12 protein-coding genes and 1 pseudogene are annotated in these 16,189 nt (G+C 63.6%); 6 read left to right on the top strand and 7 right to left on the bottom strand.

Translation table 11 applies throughout. The features are described 5' to 3' along the window. Positions 1-28 precede the first annotated feature (28 nt). The 3 genes and pseudogenes from AYK61_RS08405 (at position 29) to AYK61_RS08415 (ending at position 3,253) form a co-directional block, all read left to right on the top strand. Positions 29-745: a GntR family transcriptional regulator gene (locus AYK61_RS08405; RefSeq protein ID WP_121872570.1), complete on the top strand. Its 717-nt coding sequence runs from the start codon at positions 29-31 to the stop codon at positions 743-745. Positions 746-941: 196 nt separating this feature from the next. Beyond that, positions 942-2,494 (top strand): annotated as a pseudogene (locus AYK61_RS08410) (NCS1 family nucleobase:cation symporter-1). Positions 2,495-2,503: 9 nt separating this feature from the next. Continuing rightward, positions 2,504-3,253, top strand: a complete 750-nt coding sequence (locus AYK61_RS08415) for an aspartate/glutamate racemase family protein (RefSeq protein WP_121870464.1) — start codon at positions 2,504-2,506, stop codon at positions 3,251-3,253. 13 nt (positions 3,254-3,266) lie between these two features. Here AYK61_RS08415 and AYK61_RS08420 read toward each other — a convergent pair whose 3' ends face one another. Beyond that, positions 3,267-7,043 carry an AAA family ATPase gene (locus tag AYK61_RS08420; RefSeq protein ID WP_121870465.1) on the bottom strand — a complete coding sequence of 1,259 codons (3,777 nt, stop codon included), beginning with the start codon at positions 7,041-7,043 and terminating at the stop codon, positions 3,267-3,269. A gap of 213 nt (positions 7,044-7,256) precedes the next feature. Between AYK61_RS08420 and AYK61_RS08425 the strand changes: the two genes are divergently transcribed. Continuing rightward, on the top strand, positions 7,257-7,583 hold the full coding sequence (locus AYK61_RS08425) for a LuxR C-terminal-related transcriptional regulator (RefSeq protein ID WP_259467967.1): 327 nt from the start codon (positions 7,257-7,259) through the stop codon (positions 7,581-7,583). Between the two features lie 21 nt (positions 7,584-7,604). Here AYK61_RS08425 and mftD (AYK61_RS08430) read toward each other — a convergent pair whose 3' ends face one another. Genes mftD (AYK61_RS08430) through mftA form a run of 5 tightly spaced genes read right to left on the bottom strand, consistent with a single transcriptional unit; the run spans position 7,605 to position 11,682 of the window. Beyond that, positions 7,605-8,828 (bottom strand): pre-mycofactocin synthase MftD, encoded by a 1,224-nt coding sequence (gene mftD, locus AYK61_RS08430; protein WP_121870466.1) that lies wholly within the window; start codon positions 8,826-8,828, stop codon positions 7,605-7,607. Then, on the bottom strand, positions 8,825-10,003 hold the full coding sequence (gene mftD / locus AYK61_RS08435) for a pre-mycofactocin synthase MftD (protein ID WP_121870467.1): 1,179 nt from the start codon (positions 10,001-10,003) through the stop codon (positions 8,825-8,827). The genes mftD (AYK61_RS08430) and mftD (AYK61_RS08435) overlap by 4 nt, the downstream gene beginning before the upstream one ends. Continuing rightward, positions 10,003-11,238 (bottom strand): mycofactocin radical SAM maturase, encoded by a 1,236-nt coding sequence (gene mftC, locus AYK61_RS08440; RefSeq protein ID WP_121870468.1) that lies wholly within the window; start codon positions 11,236-11,238, stop codon positions 10,003-10,005. The genes mftD (AYK61_RS08435) and mftC overlap by 1 nt, the downstream gene beginning before the upstream one ends. A gap of 43 nt (positions 11,239-11,281) precedes the next feature. Beyond that, positions 11,282-11,566, bottom strand: coding sequence for a mycofactocin biosynthesis chaperone MftB (gene mftB / locus AYK61_RS08445; RefSeq protein WP_121870469.1), 285 nt, complete (start codon positions 11,564-11,566; stop codon positions 11,282-11,284). Between the two features lie 2 nt (positions 11,567-11,568). Beyond that, positions 11,569-11,682, bottom strand: coding sequence for a mycofactocin precursor MftA (gene mftA, locus AYK61_RS08450; protein ID WP_080739146.1), 114 nt, complete (start codon positions 11,680-11,682; stop codon positions 11,569-11,571). Positions 11,683-11,788: 106 nt separating this feature from the next. Between mftA and mftR the strand changes: the two genes are divergently transcribed. Both mftR and mftM read left to right on the top strand, forming a co-directional pair. Further along, positions 11,789-12,394: a mycofactocin system transcriptional regulator gene (gene mftR, locus AYK61_RS08455; protein ID WP_121870470.1), complete on the top strand. Its 606-nt coding sequence runs from the start codon at positions 11,789-11,791 to the stop codon at positions 12,392-12,394. 27 nt (positions 12,395-12,421) lie between these two features. After that, positions 12,422-13,249 carry a mycofactocin oligosaccharide methyltransferase MftM gene (gene mftM / locus AYK61_RS08460; RefSeq protein WP_121870471.1) on the top strand — a complete coding sequence of 276 codons (828 nt, stop codon included), beginning with the start codon at positions 12,422-12,424 and terminating at the stop codon, positions 13,247-13,249. Between the two features lie 38 nt (positions 13,250-13,287). Here mftM and AYK61_RS08465 read toward each other — a convergent pair whose 3' ends face one another. Continuing rightward, positions 13,288-15,693 carry an HNH endonuclease signature motif containing protein gene (locus tag AYK61_RS08465; RefSeq protein ID WP_121870472.1) on the bottom strand — a complete coding sequence of 802 codons (2,406 nt, stop codon included), beginning with the start codon at positions 15,691-15,693 and terminating at the stop codon, positions 13,288-13,290. Between the last annotated feature and the right edge of the window lie 496 nt (positions 15,694-16,189).

Raw genomic sequence — 16,189 nt, forward strand, 5'->3', positions numbered from 1 at the left:
GAAACACATGGGCGTTAATCTTCGATTCGTGCCACCCCGTCGTCGGTCCATATTGCTCTCGCAATTGTCGATATCGGCACCCGGCGGCCCACAGCCTTCGATTCTGCGCGAATTGCGTCGGGTAATTCTCGCCGGCGACGCTCCACCGAATACCCCTATTCCACTCAACGAAGTGGCGGAACTGTTCGGGGTGAGCCGAATACCGGTGCGCGAGTCGCTCAAGACGCTGATCGGCGAGGGATTGGTCGATCATCGGCCGAATCTGGGCTACACGGTCGCCCAATTGACAGCGGCCGAACTACGCGAAATGTACATCGTCCGAGAGGTTCTGGAGACGGCAGCGCTTCCGATCGCCGTCGAACTCGCCACCGATGCCGACCGCGAGCACATCATCGAGATCAATCGGCAACTCGAAGCGTCACTGGCTCGGGACGACTCGCGGGAGTATCACCGACTCTCACGTGAATTCCACCTGTCCCTGACGCGACCGTCTCGGATGCACCGGTTGCTGCACATGCTCGAATCTGCCTGGAACATAACCGAACCCGTGCAACCCATGGTGCATGTCGCCGGGTCCGACAGAGCGTCGCTGCACAGCGACCATGCCGACATGCTCACGGCATTCCTGGACGGTGATTCCGCCGGACTGCTCAGCGCAGCACAGCATCACCACACGCGTCTCAATTCGGTCATTTCGACACTGTCGAACGACCGCGGATTGTTTGCCGATCCGTCGCCGGAATAGCCGGGGGAACGACCCGAAAGATACGGGAGTGGAGCCTGCAGGAACGACCCGAAAGATACGGGAGTGGAGCCTGCAGCAATGACCCGAAAGATATATCGCTCTCGTCACGAGTGCGCAACACTTCACCGCTAACTTTTCCTCATTCACTCGTTCACCTCCTTCGTTCGTCTCATACGCCATGCCGTCAGGAGCATCGATGACAGATACAGCGCACGGTCCCGCTCGAGCGGGAGATCTCGTGGAAGCCGCGGGCCACCCCGTCGGTGGTGGACTGATCAAGGACAGTTACGACCCTCGACTGACCAACGAGGACCTCGCTCCGCTGAAGAAGCAGACGTGGACCTCGTACAACCTGTTCGCCTTCTGGATGTCCGACGTGCACTCGGCGGCGGTTACGTGACCGCGGGCAGCCTGTTCGCGCTCGGGTTGGCCAGTTGGCAGGTGCTGATCGCGTTGCTCGTCGGCATCACGATCGTCTACTTCTTCTGCAACCTCGTCGCCAAGCCGAGCCAGGTGTCGGGTGTTCCGTATCCGGTCATCTGCCGCAGTGTCTTCGGCGTCCTCGGTGCCAATATTCCGGCCATCATCCGCGGTTTGATCGCGGTGGCCTGGTACGGCATTCAGACGTTCTTGGCTTCGGCTGCCCTCGACATCGTGCTGATCAAATTGTTCCCGTCGCTCGGTCAGTACGCCGTCACCGCCGACTACGGTTTCGCCGGATTGTCGCTGCTGGGCTGGGCGAGCTTCCTGTTCCTCTGGGTCGTCCAGGCTGCGGTGTTCTGGCGCGGGATGGAATCGATCCGCAAGTTCATCGACTTCTGCGGCCCGGCCGTCTACGTCGTCATGTTCATGCTGTGTGGCTACCTGATCTGGAAAGCCGGATGGGGCGCAATCGATCTCACCCTCGGCGAGGTCGAGTACACCGGCTTCAGCGCGGTACCCGTCATGCTGGGAGCCATTGCGCTCGTCGTCTCGTACTTCTCCGGTCCTATGCTCAACTTCGGTGACTTCTCTCGCTACGGAAAGTCGTACGCTGCCGTCAAGAAGGGCAACTTCCTCGGTCTGCCGATCAACTTCCTGGTGTTCTCCATCCTCGTCGTCGTCACGGCATCACTGACTCTTCCGGTGTTCGGCGAGCTGATCACCGACCCCGTCGAGACGGTCGCCCGCATCGACAGCACCTTCGCCATCGTCCTCGGTGCCCTCACCTTCGCCATCGCGACGGTCGGCATCAACATCGTCGCCAACTTCATCGCTCCGGCATTCGACTTCTCGAACGTCAGCCCGCAACGCATCAGCTGGCGTGCCGGTGGCATGATCGCCGCAGTCGGTTCGGTACTGATCACCCCGTGGAACCTGTACAACAACCCTGACGTCATCCACCTGACGCTCGAGACACTGGGCGCGTTCATCGGGCCTCTGTTCGGAATCTTGATCGCCGACTACTACCTGATCCGCAAGCAGCATGTGGCGGTCGACGAACTCTTCTCGATGTCCAAGACCGGCCTGTACTGGTACTCGAAGGGCTACAACCCGGCGGCGGTGTATGCGACCGTCGCGGGCGCAGCGGTGGCGATGTTCACCGTGCTGTTCAACGGAGCCGTCGACGGGCTGGAGATCGCCGGTATGTCCACCGCATCCAAGTACAGCTGGTTCATCGGCTGCGGCATCGGATTCGTCTCGTACTACTTCCTCGCGACGCGAACCAAGCTGGCCGTCACCAACTTCGACGTTCCAGCGAAGGCATAGGATTTCTTCGTGCTCATCAAGGTCATCAATCCGAACACCACCAGTTCGATGACCGCAACGATCGGTGACTGTGCCCGGGCCGTGGTCGGCCCGGGCACCGTCGTCGACGCGGTCAGCCCTGCGATGGGGCCCGTTTCGATCGAGAGCCACGTCGACGAAGCACTCAGCGTCCCAGGCATTCTCGCCGAGATTGCCCGTGGCGAGGCCGCGGGGGTCGACGGTTACGTCATCGCCTGCTTCGGAGATCCCGGCATCGACGCAGCCCGCGAGCTGGCGACCGGGCCGGTCATCGGCATCGCCGAGGCGGCCATGCACGCCGCGAGCTTCCTGGGTCGAGGGTTCAGCGTCGTCACCACACTCGGCCGCACCATCGGTCGTGCCCAGGATCTGGCGAACCACTACGGCTTCGGACGCCACTGCCTCGGCATCCATGCGTGCGAGCTGCCGGTCCTCGATCTCGAGACCGACCCCGATGCCCGCAAGATCGTCACCGAGGCATGTCGCGTCGCCGTCGAGACGGACGGCAGCGATGCCGTCGTACTCGGTTGCGCGGGCATGGCGGATCTGTGCCAACACATTTCGGCCGAGATCGGAGTACCGGTGGTCGACGGTGTGGCCGCGGGAACCCTGTTCGTGCAGTCCCTGGTCTCGCTGGGACTGGCGACCGGAAAGCGGGGCGAATTCGCTACGCCACCGGCCAAGCTCTACACGGGGATGCTCGAAGGTTTCAGCAGGCCTCCCGCTGACCCGATCCGGTAAGCGCTTCCACCCATCAGTTCTCGCACAACTGCCGGTAAGGAACGCCGGGTAGGTACTGGGCCCATTCGGCTTCCGTCACCACCGACCCCCCGGATTCGCACAGATGGGTACGAACCTCGTCGGGGTCGGTCCGCCAGATGCGGACGTCGCGGGCCGTGCCACCGCCGAACAGCACTCGCCCGTCCGCGGCGAACACCACTGTGTAGACACGCTGGCCGTACGCGGTGAGGGCGGCGTACTGCTCGGGCGCGGCACGATCACCGACATTCCACAGCCAGGCCGTCGAACCGCCGTCGCCTGCGGCCAATTGCATACCGGACCGATCGAAGGCGAGCGACCAGATCGGATTGGACGGCCCCACCAGGCGAGCCAAATGCTGCGGTGCGGCAGAATTTGCCATGTCCCACAGTCGAATCGAGCGATCCGCGCTACCCGCGGCGAGAGTTCGCCCATCCGCCGAGATGGCCAAGGCCTGGACGGCGCTTCCGAAACCGCCGAGCGTGGTCGTTCGACGCGGATCGGTGGGGTCGCGGATATCCCACAACTCGACCACGCCACCGACACTGGCGACGGCAAGGACCGAACCGTTGGAAGACACCGCCATTGCCGAGGGATAGTTTCCCGCCACCAGGGTCGACAACGCACGCGGGGCCGCAGGATCCGCCAGCGACCACAACGACACGTCGCTCGAGTTCTGGCCCGACACGAGGAGCATACGGCCGGAGCGATCGAACGCCACCACCGCAGTCAGACTGCTCGTTGCCGTCCGGATGGCGCCGAGCGCTGTCGGTTGGTCGAGATCGGTTGTGTCCCATAGCTGAAATCCACCGGTAGAGGTGCCCGCCGCAGCACGGGTGCCGTCGGCGGTCAAGGCCACGGCACCTGTCTGCTCCAGACCGTCACTCATCACCAACGGCGGCGACGCCACCGGATGCTCCACGTCCGCGACGTCCCACAGGACCGTGCCCGCGGCATTGCGACCGGCACCGACCAGCAGTCGGGTGCCCGACGCGTCGGTGGCGTTCTGAAACACGGTGTCACCGGCATCGGGGAGGACCGGTCCGGGAATCGGCCAAATCCGGGTGATTCCATCACCGCTCGCAGTCACGATCGACGACCGATCCGGCGAGAACGCGAGTGAACCGACTGCGATCGGCCCGGGAAGCGTCAGCTGCAGCGTTCCCGACGCCGCATTCCACACCTTCGTGGAGTTGTCCGAACTCACCGCAGCGATCAATGCCCCGTCCCGACTGAACGCCACATCGTTGACGTAGCTGGTGAACCCCGTCAGCGGCGGCAATGAAGTAAGCCCGCCGGTGGCATCGACGGCCCACCGCAGAACCTCACGACCGGTGGTACCCGCGATCAACGTCGTACCGTCGGGCGAAAATGCCAACTGCCGCCAGGTGTAGGTCGATCCGTCGGAAGGAATGTCGATGAGTGGAACGGCCTGTGCTACCGAGATGCCGGCGAGCCGCGTCGCGTCCCACAATCGCATCGCGCGGCCTGCACCGGCCGTCACCAGGAACCGACCATCCGGGCTGAACTCCGTTGCCGAGGGCGAACCGGGTTGGGAGAGTTCACCGATCGTGCGCGGCAGGGTCGGCTCTGCAACGTCGAGGAGGGGCAAGCCCTCGCCCTCGGTGCCGACCAGCAGGAACCGGCCGTCGGGCGAGAAGGACAGGCTCTGCACGCCGGTGACGTCCATGTCCGACAACATCACCGGTGTCGCCGGATCCGACACGTCCCACAGCTCGACGCCGAAATAGCCGCCCACTGCGAGAAATCGACCGCGCGGATCGAACGTCAGAACGAGTGAATCCCGCGAGACGATCTCACCGAGCCGGGTGTGGCCATCGGCGAGAGACCAGATTCGGACGCGCCCGTCGGAACCGCCTGTCGCCACGATGCTTCCGAGCGGATCGACCGCGGTCACGGACTCCCCCTCGACGCCGAGCAGCCGCACCGGCGCATGGATCGCCGACGAATCGAGCAGCGCCGATCGCGCCTCCGACGTTCGGTCCACCTCGTACGATGCCAACGCGAGGTACGCGGCCAGACCTGGGTCCTGCGTTCGCAATTGCTTTGCAACACCGGCAATCTGACGGGAGACGGCCTCCGCCTCTGCGTGCTCGGCGTCGTCGCGCCTCGTGTTCGCGTCCGATCTGGCGACGAATGCCGTCACCGCCAGTGTCACTGCCAGTACGGTCAGAAGTGCGAGTGCGGTAACGAGCGTTTCGAGGGTTCGTCGCCGACGTCGGTCGTTTCGGTTCTGTTCCTCGACTCGATGCGCGCTTGCTTCGAGGTAGAGCTTCTCGACGGAATTGAGATCTCGCCGCCGCACCGGACCGACGGCTTCCTGTACCGACGTCAGCCTCGACTCCGGCAACAGCGAGCCTTCATCGCGGTCGTTGTTCTCCCACAGTTCGGCCGCCTGAGTGAGCCGACGGTGTTCGACCAGCCACTGACGATCGTCGTCGAGCCACTCGTGCAGCCGCTTCCATGCCGTGAGCAACGCCTCGTGTGTCATTTGGACCGTCTCTTCTTCTACGGTCAGCAGTCTGCGCGCGGCAAAGCGTTCGATGACGACATCGACGTCGGTGACCACGTCTTCGTCTTCGTCTCCGTTGAACAACTCGACACGATCGACTCGGCGACGAGTGACCACATCGTCGTCGAGATTGACCAGACGCATGAAGATGCGGCGAGCTTCGCGCTGCTGTTCGGAAGTCAAGGCGGAGAACACTTCCTCGGCACTCTGGCCCACCGCTCCGCCGATGCCGCCAGTTGCGAGATAGTCCGCGACGGTCAGCGTTCTCCCGCTGGAGACCTGCCACGTGCTCAGCAGTGCGTGAGAGAGCAGGGGCAGGGCACCGGAGTCGTGGGCGAACTGCGATCCACGCGGACCCAACTCACCGACCAGAACCAGCACGAGGGCATCGTCGACGGCCACACCCGCCTTCGCAGCAGGCGAGATGATGACTTCCCGCAACTGCGATTCGGTGAGCCGGCCGACGACAATCGGGTTGTCGGACAGCCCGGACAGCAGAGCGTCCTCCGATACGGCGTTCTGATAGAAGTCGGCCCGTAGGCCGACAACGAGGACCGATCCGGAATTGGGCAGTGCCGTCGCTGCACCGAGAAAGCTCTCGCGTTCCTGCACAGTAGCCAGGGTCCACAACTCTTCGGCCTGATCCAGAACAACGACGGAACCCGGCTCGAGCGACGCTGTTCGCGCCGGGAAGGCGCGAATATCGCCGATGCCCGCACAGATGTCCGAACCGGCGAACCTCGGTGCCAGGCCGGCCCGCAGCAGCGAGGACTTACCCGAACCCGACGCACCGACGACGAAAACGATGCCTCCACCGGAGTCGAGGGCTTCGCGGACGCGCGCGCTCAGGCGCTCGATCACATCCTCGCGTCCGAAGAACCATTCGGCGTCGGCGAACTCGAACGCTTCCAGTCCCTTGTAGGGAGGGTCGCCCTTCACCGGGTCGACGGTGCGCCTGCCCGAAACGGACCGCACTCTGGACACCGCATCCCACCACCGCGCACGCTCGTCCTCGTCGTCCACTCCGCAGGCGATGAGTACGGCCGAGAACATTTGGGCGCTGGCTTTGGTCGGAACATGGTGACCGGAGAACCAACCACTGATCGTGCCGTGCAGGCCACCGGAGCGCTGGACGACATCGCGGACCGTGGCACCTGCCTGGATCCTGATCGCACGCAGCCCCGCCGCGAATTCGGAGCGGTCCGAAATCGACGAGGGATCCGGGCGATCGGAGGTCATGGGCGAAAACTATAGAGCCGAAAAATCATGTGCAGATGCACTGAACGTCCCGCTGAGCAGCAAGAACGGCAAGTTGATTCGTTTGAATGACGCTCGGATCGAGCGCGAAACCATCCGTATTGACCTTGTATGGACTTCCTCGCAGAGCTGGAACCGCGAGGAAATTGCCCCGACGATGAGCGTGTCGGTGAAATCTCCAGGGGGTAACTTCTCGTGCGCGAACACACGTTGGCAACCGCGGTACATCATCGGTTCCGAAGGCCGGTACAGCCGGCATCCGGTGCGTTCCCGACACCTCCCGATCCTCATCGCCGCAAGCCTGCGCTGAGCGCCCGTGAGGTCGAGGTCATGATCGCCTGGTTCGCCTCCGACTCGAAAACGGTCGCGGCACGGTCCGTCTACATTTCGGTGGGGACGATCAACACGCACATCACCCGTGTCCGACAGAAGTACGCGGCAGTGGGTCGCAACGCGCCGACGAAGGCCGCTCTGTTCGCACGCGCCCTACAGGACGGTCACACTCAGCTGTCCGACTGGTGACACACCCGTGGCCGTTCCGAATCAGCTCCTCGGTTCCGTATCCCGGAATCCGATCGGCGGCGGGTATCCCAGCCCGGGGAGCTGATTCGCTCGGCTGAAGTCGGGTGGTACGACGACATCGGACGGTGACAGTTCGTGGACCGACGCGCGGCCGAGTCCGAGTACCGCGGAGTCCAGGCCACCGCGCAGAATGTCGAGCACGTTCTCCACTCCGGCCTGACCGTTCGCGGCGAGACCCCACAGATACGCCCGCCCGATCAGGACGGCCCGCGCACCGAGAGCGAGTGCTTTCGCGACATCACTGCCCCGCCGGATACCGCCGTCGAGGGTGACCTCCACCTGATCCTCCACCGCTTCGGCGATCGACGGCAACACCCGAATCGACGCCGGGGAACCGTCGAGGTTGTTGCCCCCGTGATTGGACACCGAGATCGCCGTGACACCGGCATCGACTGCCCGGAGCCCGTCGTCGACCCGCGAAACACCTTTGAGCATGAACGGTCCATCCCACTGTGCGCGTAGCCAGGCGATGTCCTCCCACGACGGCAGCGGGGTGGACATCCACTCCCGATACGCGGCGAAGAACGTCGGCGCTGATTTTCCGGGCTCGGCGAGATTGGGTGCCGTCAGATCCGGGAACGTGCCTGACCGCGCCCACTGCGCCAGCCACCCCGGACGGGCCAACACTTCGGGTGCCAGCCGCAGCATCGCCCGCGCGTCGAGGCGTTCCGGTATCACCGGACTCCCCCAATCGCGCCCCTCCGAGAACGACCAATCCATCGTCAATATCAGCCCGACCGCGCCCGCCGCACGTGCACGATCGAGCATGTTCGCCAACAACTCCCGCGAACCCACCCAATGCAGCTGAAAGAACGTCTGCGGATTCGCCGCGACGACCTCCTCGATGGGCTTGCTCGCGAACAACGACAAACCCATCGGAATCCCCCGTGCCGCTGCCGCTCTCGCGACGGCGACCTCACCATCGGGATGTACGGCCTGCACACCCGTCGGGGAGATCATCACCGGAAACGACAGCGACTGCTCCATCAGCGTTGTCGACAGATTGCGCGCGTCCGACAAACCTGCCACGTGCGGGGCGAATCCGAGTTCACCGAACGCAGCGGTGTTGTCCGAGGCGGTGATTCCCTGTTCTGATCCCGCGACCAACGCCGAATACACGGACTTAGGAAGCCGCTTCTTCGCGCGCCGCTGCGCTTCGGCGACAGTCTCGAACCAGTCGGTCACACACCCAGCCTGCGGTCGAACCCGGCCGGCATCACCACATCCGACGGTGACAGGTCGTGCACCGAGGTGTGTCCGAGTCCGAGGACGGCCGAATCGACTCCGCCGCGCAGGATGTCGAGTACGTTCTCCACACCGGCCTGGCCACCGGCCGACAGACCCCACAGGTACGCCCGCCCGATCAACACCGCACGCGCACCGAGTGCGAGTGCTTTCACCACGTCGCTGCCGCGCCGGATTCCGCCGTCGAGGGTGATCTCGATCTGATCACCGACGGCCTCCGCGATCGCGGGTAGCGCCCGGATCGGTGCCGGTGTGCCGTCGAGATTGTTGCCACCGTGATTGGACACCGAGATCGCCGTCACTCCTGCGTCGACGGCCTTCTTGGCGTCATCGACCCGCATGACACCCTTGAGCATGAACGGCCCGCCCCACTGCTCCCGCAGCCACGCCACGTCCTCCCAGGTCGGCAACGGAGTACCCATCCACTCGCCGTACGCTCCGAAGAACGTCGGCGCGGGACCGCCGGTCGGTGGCGTGAGGTTCGGGGTAGTCAGGTCGGGGATCTTGCCGGTCTTGGCGAACTCCCACAACCACTTCGGGCGGGTGATGCCCTCCGGTGCGAATTGCACCATTGCCTTGAGATCCATCTTCTCCGGGATCGACGGCGAACCCCAGTCGCGGCCATTGGAGAACGACCAGTCCAACGTCATGATCAACCCGACCGCACCTGCTGCGCGGGCCCGCTCCATCCGCTGCAGCAGGATCTCGCGCGAGCCCACCCAGTACATTTGGAAGAACGTCTGCGGATTCGCCGCAGCAACCTCCTCGACGGACTTGCTCGCGAACGACGACAGCCCGATCGGAATACCCCGCGCCGCAGCAGCTCTCGCGACAGCGACCTCACCGTCGGGGTGGACCGCCTGCACACCCGTCGGGGAGATCATGACCGGAAACGACAGCGGCTGCCCCATCACCGTCGTCGACAGATCCCGCTTGTCAGACAATCCTGCCACGTGCGGGGCGAAGCCGAGTTCGCCGAACGCGGCCATGTTGTCGTCGATCGTCAACCCACGTTCGGACCCGGCTACCAGCGCGGCATACACGGATTTCGGTAGACGTTTCTTCGCCCGCCGCTGCGCTTCGGCAACGGTCTCGAACCACGCACTCTTGGCCATTACTGTGCTTCCTGTTCCGTTCCTGCGAGCGGGTTCTCGTCGCAGATCTTCGCCGGCGGACGCATCATCAACGTGAGCGGCACCGACTTTCGAGGGGTCTTGCGCTGGCCGGTACGGGAATGATCGCCACTGGACTTGGGGATCTCGCCCGCCGCTGCCAATGCCATTTCGCCGTTACCGATGACGCATTCGGGATCCGGGCCATCCATGGGGAGACCGGTGAAGAATTTCGCTGCCATGCAGCCACCGCGGCACGAATCGAAGTGGGCACATTTGGTGCAGGCACCCGAGGTCTGCGGGGAGCGCAACTCCTGGAACAACTCCGAGGTCTGCCAGACGGATTGGAACCCTCCCATACCGTCCTTCGCGTCACGGACTATGTTGCCGGCGAGGAAGTTCTCGTGAATGGCGAACGGGCAGGCATACACGTCGCCGATGGGATCGATGAGACACACCACCCGTCCCGCGCCACAGAGGTTGAGCCCGGGCAGAGCGTCACCGAACGCAGACAGGTGGAAGAACGAATCGCCCGTCAACACACCCTCACCGTTGGCGACGAGCCAGTTGTAGAGCTCACGCTGCTGCCCGGCCGTCGGGTGCAGATCGTCCCAGACATCCGCACCGCGGCCCGACGGCCGCAACCGGGTGATTCGCAGTGTCGCAGCGTATTTGTCGGCCAACGCCTTGAAGTCGTCGAGCTGGCTCACGTTGTGTCGGGTGACGACGACGGAGATCTTCGCGTCCCGGAATCCGGCTTCTTTCAGATTCTCCAGGGCACGGCACGCCATGTCGAACGAACCTGGTCCGCGGACCGCATCGTTGACCTCCGCGGTCGCGCCATCGATGGAGATCTGCACATCGACGTAGTCCGAGGCCGCCAACCGCGCCGCCACCTTCTTGTCGATCTTGACCCCGTTGGTGGAGAACTTCACCCCCACCTGATGCGCAGTCGCGTAGTCGACGAGCTCCCAGAAATCCGACCGCACCGTCGGCTCACCGCCACCGATATTGACGTAGAACACCTGCATCTTCTGCAACTCGTCGATGATCGACTTGCACTGCTCGGTGCTCAGTTCACGCGGATCACGACGACCCGACGAGGACAGGCAATGCACGCACGACAAATTGCAGGCGTACGTCAATTCCCACGTCAGACAGATGGGTGCGTCGAGACCGAGCTCGAACTGATCGACGAGTTTTCCTACCGGAGCGGGTCTTTCGAGAGTGGAAGTCATGTGGGTCGGTCCTGTCCAGAAAGGTGTCGAGGGTCAATGGTCCTTAGCGGGGCGTGATCATCTTCGAGTCGGCCAACGTCGCGAGTGCCTTCACATACGGAGCCGATCCGGACTCGGTGATCCCTGCGGCCGCGATCGCGGTGCGCATATCGGGATGATCGGGAAGAGACTCGATGATCGCCACGATCGTGCGGTTCTTCAGGAAGGAGAGCTTGCGAGTTCCGAAGTGGTAGAGCAGCGCCCCGAACGACTCGGGACGCAGCGCCACCTGCGGATGCAATGCCCACGGCACATCCACATCGAGTGCGCCCTGCACTGCAACAGTCATGATCAGTACACGCCGCACATGCCGTCGATCGACACTTCCTCGACCAACGACTCTTCGACCAGATCGGATTCGACGACGGCGGTGCCTACCACAGGGTTCTCGTTGTTCTTCGACATCTGAAACCTCCAAAAGATGTTGGGGACCACAATCGTGATCGACAGTGGCTTGGATCACCACCATAATGGCACTGGGTGCAGAAAAACCAGTAGATCGAAGGGAAATATGGCCAGGAGCGAGAAACCGTCCACTCGGGTAGGTCGGCGCCCGTCCACGACACGGGGCGAACTGAGCGATCTCGGGATCGAACTGTTCGCCTCCCGAGGTTTCGAGGAGACCAGCATCGACGACATAGCCGACGCGGCAGGCATCGCTCGGCGCACGTTCTTCCGTTACTTCCCGTCCAAGAATGCGGTTCCTTGGGGTGACTTCGACGCTCAACTCGCAGCGCTGAGGGCACATCTGAACGGCCTACCCGCGGACATAGAACTCGCCGATGGACTACGTTCGGCCTTGTTGCAGTTCAATACTTTTCCCCAAGAAGAAACCGCGGTTCACCGACAACGGATGTCGTTGATACTGAGCAATCCTGCACTGCAGAGCTATTCGATGGTCATGTACGAGGGTTGGCGAGCCGTCATCGCCGAATACGTTGCCGCACGAACCGCTTCCGATCCGACAGACCACTTTCCGCGAACTGTTGGCTGGATGGTCCTCGGTGTGGCAATCTCGGCATACGAGCAGTGGCTGACCGATGACCGATCGAGTCTGGTCGAGCTACTCACTGCCGGAATCGCACCGTTGCAGTCCGGCTTGACCCCACCGCCTTAGTGCATACGAATACAGAAGGCTTTCGAGATGACCGAACTGGATGCGCTCGCACCGAGTCCCGACGACGTGTGGGGTCACGAGAACGTCGTGGTCCGTCATATACCCGGACTCGAGTTGGACGCAGCCCGAACAGGATCGACCGTGCAGGTGTGCCATGGCCTGACGTCGGCCGAGATCGGTGAGCGCCTGGTTCCGATCGTGACCGAACAGGCACGTCATGTGGGTCTGTCGCAGCGGGAATTCGAATTGGTGTTGGTCGGGATCGTCCGCACCACCGTCGCCGATCCGGTCGACGCCTGGGCCACCTACTACCGCAATTCGCTGGACGAACTACTCTCCGGCACCGCCGATTTCGCGCCCGTCCATGAACGCGCGGAGAGCCTGATCGTCGGATCGGTGCTCGACCTGGGGTCGTGTTTCGGCTTCTTTCCGCTACGACTGGCGAAGAAGGGTCACTCGGTGACTGCGACCGACCTCTCCGCCGGCACCATGCGTCTGCTCGCCACCGTTGCCCCGCATCTCGGGATCACGCTCGACACTGTCGTGTGTGATGCTTCCGATGTTCCAGTCGCAGACAACAGTGTCGATACCGTGACCGCACTGCATCTCCTCGAGCACGTCGACGCCGAAACAGGCACGCGCATAATGAAAGAAGCGCTACGGATCGCGCGCACCCGTGTCGTCGTTGCTGTGCCCTTCGAGACCGAGACCACCGCCTGCCACGGACACGTCCGCACGTTCGACGCGCAGACATTGGTGGCATTGGGTCGGTCGACGGGTTCGAAAATCGAGACCTCGGAGCACCACGGCGGGTGGCTCGTGATCGACAAGACCTGGGCACACCAGTTCACCTGAACAGGTTTCGCATCCTGGGAGTATTGCCCCAAGCACACCTAGAACGGCGGCTCGTCAGCGTCTTCGGCGGTTGGTTCTGTGACCGGCTCGTGGTTGTCGGGTGGGTTGGGGTAGGCGATGATGCCGGAGTTTCGGGGTGTGGTGGGGATGTGTGGTCTGAGGTCGTTGCCGAGGACGGGTACGGCTGTGCCGTTGGTGGGCAGGGTGATTCGGGTGGTGTTGGAGGTCGATGTCCAGAGGATGGCTCCGCCGGGGAGCATGACAGCTTTCCAGTAGCCGGCGGTTTTGATCGTGTGGTGGAACTCGCAAAGACATTGCAGGTTGTTGACGGTGGTCCAGCCGCCGCCGAGGGGGTTGGTGTGGTCGAACGGGTTCACGTGGTCGAGTTGGCAGCGTGCGGCGGGTCGATAGCAACCAGGAAAGCGGCAGTGTTTGTCACGGAGTCGGACGGCTGCGGTGGTGAGTGTGTCGGGCCTGTAGATCAGGGCCCGGTCGGTGAGGGGGTCGCGCGGTACCGACTTGCCGAGGGTGGGGTCGGCGGCGATGGCGGCTTCGAGTGCGGCAGCAAGGGTCGCGGTGCCGAGGTAGATGCCGGAGGGTGTGTGGCCTGATGTGTGGACGGTTCGGTTTGGCCGGATCGTCGAGCGTAGATCGAGTGCCCTCATGTTGCGATCGGGATGTCTGATGGCGTCCAGGTCGAGGGCAGAGCTGTGCCGTGTGCACCTGCCGACGGGAGTGTGGGTGCAGAACATCACTGCGGCAGACGTCAGTGACTGCGTCCGTCGTGGACTGCCTTCGCCTACCCCGGTCTCGGGTGGAGCTGGATCGGCCGCTGAATGGGCAGGGTTGTCCTCCGTCTGGCCCTCCCTCGGATCCGGTGATGTCATTGTCCTCGGGTCCGGCGCGAGAACTGTTCCTTGCGCGGGGCTTGTTGTCGGTGGCGGTTCAGTTTTCGGCGTCGGCACAGGTCCTTGTGCTGGATCCGGTGTTCGAGGTGGTTCGCCGGTCGGGTCGCGAGGTGAATCTGATGTGCCGACCGGACCTCGGGCCGATGCTGCATGCGAGGGTGCTGGACCGGTGCCAGGGTCGCGACCTGTTCCCGGGTTGGACGCAGATCCCGCCGCCGACGGTCCTGATGCGGTTGCTGTCACGGTGGTCGGTGAGGGCGAGGGCGAGGGCGAGGGCCAGGCGGTCGTGGTCGTTGCCGTCGCGCTGGTCGGAGAGGGCGCGGGGGCGGGCGATGCTGCGGTGGCGGATTCGTTCGCCGGTTCCGTATTCGGGGCAGTAGCCGCATCGGTTTCGACGTCGACGGAAGCTCCTGTGGTCGGGCAGGATTCGGTCTCTGTCTCGGGTTCCGGGTTGCTGTCGGTGCGGCTGTGAGTCTCGGTAGCGCGTGTTCCCGAAGCAGTGCTAGTCCCTGAGTCGGCGTCCGTGTCCGTGTCCGTTGTTGCCGCATCAGCATCGTCGTCAGTATCCGACCCCGAGTCCTCCTGCTTCCGGTCCTTCGGTGCTCGTTCCCATTCCCCCGTCTCCGGGTTCTGCACGGCGAGGCCCAGCTTCTCGGCGAGGGTCACTGCTTCGGTGAGCAGGATCTGCCACTGACTGCTGCGGGCCAACTCCCGCGCGAGATCGGGGTCGATGGAGCCGTGCCCGGCCAGGTAGGCGGGGTTGGCGAGTAGTCCGATGAGGGTGGCGATGTCGACGGTGATCATCGTCAACGGCACTCGCCGATCCGGCAACACCGCATCCTTCTTGGGACAATCCTCCCGTTGGCACAGGCATGCCAGTCGGGGTTCGCCGTGCATGCGGGCCATGAACGCATCGCACAGGCGTTCCTTCTTCCCGCGCGGGTCTTTCGGGCAGAGGGTGTCGGCCATCTCTTCGAGGAGTTGCCATGCGGCGGCGGCTTCGGGTGCGGTCAACTCCGCCCGAATGCGGGTGAGTTCCCCGGCCGGACTGTAGGTGACGGTGCGGAACTTCCTCGCGAACTCCCGCAGTGCCGCTGCTTCCTCGGGTGCGACCCGCACCAGGATGTCCCAGATCTCCTTCTCGAGCGGACCCGGGGACGACCTCCGCGCCGCCTCCACCACTTCTTTCTCCACCGACGTCACGATCGCGTCGGAGAGGTTGTCGAGGATCCGGCATGCGGTCCGCACGCGGGGGAGGTCGATCTCCCCGGCCTCGAACGCTGCCCGCAACAGTGGGAGTCGGGTGTGCAGGGCAACGCCGACGGACACGTACGATTCGGCGACCGTCGCCGAACAGCCCAACGCGACAGCCATTTCCGTGCGCCCGTATCGGCTGTAGTGCTTGTGCTTGGTGTCGCGGGTGATCCAGTCGCAGTGCACCCGATAGCAGGCGGTGATCTTGCGTGCCGCCTGCCGATTCTCCTCACGCGCGGCAGCGGTCAACCCCTCCAGTGACACGGTCGGTACTGCCCCCATTTTTCACCCCCCGGTGAGCAACAATTTCAGAACGTGCGTTCGAACGAGGTGAAGAGTAACCCGGCCCACCGACAGAAACGGAACCTCAGACTCGGCAGGTCGTACTCAGCACTCCGAGCAGGACAATCAGCCGAGATCGAACTCAGAATGTCGTCACCTGAGCCTCTACCGAGCATGGACGACCGTCCCGAACAGGCGGGCCCTGCGCGACGTACCCATCGCCTTGTGCATCTCGTTCAGCGTCTACTCAGCGATGTCGTTCGCGTGCTCGTTCCCCCGACTCACCACCGATCTGACGCGATCTGACGTAGGCAGATCGGTGGCAACCGACTTCGGGACAATCGGTCAGGACTACCACAGTGTCCACCCGAGATCCCGGAGTCGCACACGCTCCCGAATATTCCCGAAGAGATGACCGAGAAGTAAAGGCTCAGTCAGCCTTTCGCCGGTGATCGTGGTGTATCGACCCGGATCCGAGCGAGGGGGCGTTTGTGGT

The sequence above is a fragment of the Rhodococcus sp. SBT000017 genome, assembly GCF_003688915.1.
Taxonomy (GTDB): domain Bacteria; phylum Actinomycetota; class Actinomycetes; order Mycobacteriales; family Mycobacteriaceae; genus Rhodococcoides.

Excerpts from the sequence above, each read along its gene's own strand:
- AYK61_RS08420 (WP_121870465.1), bottom strand. The coding sequence starts at position 7,043 with ATGACCTCCGATCGCCCGGATCCCTCGTCGATTTCGGACCGCTCCGAA.
- mftD (WP_121870467.1), bottom strand. The coding sequence starts at position 10,003 with ATGGCCAAGAGTGCGTGGTTCGAGACCGTTGCCGAAGCGCAGCGGCGG.
- mftC (WP_121870468.1), bottom strand. The coding sequence starts at position 11,238 with ATGACTTCCACTCTCGAAAGACCCGCTCCGGTAGGAAAACTCGTCGAT.
- mftB (WP_121870469.1), bottom strand. The coding sequence starts at position 11,566 with ATGACTGTTGCAGTGCAGGGCGCACTCGATGTGGATGTGCCGTGGGCA.
- mftA (WP_080739146.1), bottom strand. The coding sequence starts at position 11,682 with ATGTCGAAGAACAACGAGAACCCTGTGGTAGGCACCGCCGTCGTCGAA.
- mftR (WP_121870470.1), top strand. The coding sequence starts at position 11,789 with ATGGCCAGGAGCGAGAAACCGTCCACTCGGGTAGGTCGGCGCCCGTCC.
- mftM (WP_121870471.1), top strand. The coding sequence starts at position 12,422 with ATGACCGAACTGGATGCGCTCGCACCGAGTCCCGACGACGTGTGGGGT.
- AYK61_RS08465 (WP_121870472.1), bottom strand. The coding sequence starts at position 15,693 with ATGGGGGCAGTACCGACCGTGTCACTGGAGGGGTTGACCGCTGCCGCG.